The 2160-nt window shown below is 66.7% G+C and carries 2 protein-coding genes and 1 pseudogene; 1 reads left to right on the top strand and 2 read right to left on the bottom strand.

Features of this window, described 5'->3' with window-relative positions; all coding sequences use genetic code 11:
- Positions 1 to 589, bottom strand: a pseudogene (locus MOV75_RS35585) (hypothetical protein); the annotation flags it as partial.
- Positions 590 to 664: 75 nt separating this feature from the next.
- On the opposite strand from MOV75_RS35585, the gene MOV75_RS35580 reads away from it, so the two are divergent.
- Positions 665 to 1861 carry a major facilitator superfamily domain-containing protein 6 gene (locus MOV75_RS35580; protein WP_246932184.1) on the top strand — a complete coding sequence of 399 codons (1197 nt, stop codon included), beginning with the start codon at positions 665 to 667 and terminating at the stop codon, positions 1859 to 1861.
- Here MOV75_RS35580 and MOV75_RS35575 read toward each other — a convergent pair.
- On the bottom strand, positions 1831 to 2160 hold a 330-nt coding region (locus tag MOV75_RS35575), incomplete at its 5' end, for an enolase C-terminal domain-like protein (protein ID WP_309486996.1). The two genes, MOV75_RS35580 and MOV75_RS35575, sit on opposite strands and share 31 nt — an antisense overlap.

Raw genomic sequence — 2160 nt, 5'->3', positions numbered from 1 at the left:
CGGATGAGGGCGCCTCCTGCACCGGAGCCGCAGGCGCCGCCTGCGGCGTTGCGCCGCCGTCGGTCTGCTCGACCCGATCCCTCAGCAGATCGAAGGCAATCTTGAGCTCGACGCGGGGGTCGATGGCCGAAACCTGTCCGCAGGCGGCCTCGATCGAGGCGAGCTGCGAATCAATGAGGTCGCAGATTCGCCCGTCGGCGCCGATCTCGCGCCAGCGCCAGGAGATCTCCTTGATGATGCGCACCCCACGCGGGATCGCCGCGAGGCTCGCCTCGATCACCGCGGGGTCGAACGCGGCAATCGCGATCGTCTCGGCTTCGCGGATGGCGCGGCGGATCTCGACCAATGCTTCGGGCAGGCGGTCTTCGACGACGGGTTGTCGCTGCGCCGCAAGGGTTTCTTCGATCTTCGCGACCGCATCGAGCACCATGGCCGTGTCGGCATTGCGGTTGCGCTTGGCGTATTCGCCGAGGAACCAGCGGCCGCGCGCGGTCTCCATGAAGGCTTCGCGGATCGCATCGTAATCCTGCTCGTTCGGCTCGGCCGCGCGGGCAGACATAGGCGAGAGGGCGAATGCTTCGTTGGCCATGGCAATCTCGTCGCGCAAATCACTGCGCGGTATTGTAACGATCACCACGATATCGACCGAATCGCAATTGGTTTGATGCAGTCCGAATCACAAATCCCCATCGCGGCATCCAGGAAGCGGCGATTCGCCGTCAGCCTCGCCCTGTTCTATTCGGCCATCTTCGCGGTTTCGGGCACGCATCTGCCGTTCTTCCCGGTGTGGCTGAAGGCGATCGGCATTGATGCGACCTGGATCGGGTTCATCAACGCGCTGCCGGCGATCACGCGCTTCACCACGCTGCCGCAAGTGACCGCCTTCGCCGAAAGGCGACATGCCATCCGCGCTGCGATGATGGTGTCGGTGCTGGCAACGGCGATCGGATTTACGGCGGTCGGCCTGCAGCAGCAGCCGCTGGCGCTGTTCCTGATCTACGCGCTGACCTGCATGATGTGGACGCCGACGATGCCGCTGACCGATGCCTATGCGCTGCGCGGTGTCGCCCGTTTCGGGCTCGATTACGGACCGCTGCGGCTGTGGGGCTCGGCGGCCTTCGCCGCCGGCTCGCTCGCCTGCGGCTATCTCATCGACAGCATCGCCGCGCGCGACCTGATCTGGATCATCGTCGCATGGGCCGTCGTTGCGGTCGGAGCCAGCCTGCTGCTTCAGCCGCTCGACGATGTCAGGCGCAAGACGACGGAGCGGCATGCCGGCAAGGCGCTCCTGCGCGATGCCGGCTTCTGGGCGATCATCGCCTCGGCCGCGCTGATCCACGGCAGCCACGTCGCCTACTACACCTTCTCGGCCATCGACTGGCAGCTCCATGGGATCAGTGGACTGACGATCGCGGGGCTGTGGACGCTGGGCGTGATCGCCGAGATCGTCGTGTTCGCGCTGTCGCCGCGCTTCTCGGCGCATCCATCCACGATGATTGCGATCGGAGGCGTAAGCGCCGTGGTGCGCTGGATCGTCACCGCCAACGAGCCGCCGCTGGCGCTGCTTGCGATCGTTCAGCTCGGCCACGGCCTCACCTTCGGCCTGACCGTTGTCGGCACCATGAATCTGCTGGTGCAGCGTGTGCCTCCGCATCAGATCGCGCGCGGGCAGGGCTATTATGCGGCCTGCAACGGACTGCTCGGCGCGACGACCTCGATTGCCTCGGGCGCGATCTATGCCCGCATCGGCGACGGCCTGTACTACGTCATGGCGGCGATGGCCGCTGGCGGCGCGCTTCTGATCTGGTCGGCGCGGCACCGGCTCAAGGCTCAGCCCCAGAGCGAGGCGTCCGGCGGATAGACCAGGCTGTCGTCATAACGCAGCCCATGGTCGCGGTCGCGCGCCAGCAGCAGCGGGCCGTCGAGATCGACGTAGCGCGCCTGCGGCGTCACCAGCATCGCCGGCGCCATCGACAGCGAGGTTGCGACCATGCAGCCGATCATGATCTCGAAGCCGAGCGCCTGTGCGGCATCGGCCATGGCGAGCGCCTCGGTCAGGCCGCCGGTCTTGTCGAGCTTGATGTTCACGGCGTCATAGCGCTCGCGCAAGGGCGCAAGCGAGGAGCGGTCGTGCACGCTCTCGTCGGCGCAGACCGCGAG

It is taken from the genome of Bradyrhizobium sp. PRIMUS42 (genome assembly GCF_023006515.1).
Classification (GTDB): Bacteria; Pseudomonadota; Alphaproteobacteria; order Rhizobiales; family Xanthobacteraceae; genus Bradyrhizobium.
This window is presented reverse-complemented; position numbering and strand designations above follow the sequence as displayed.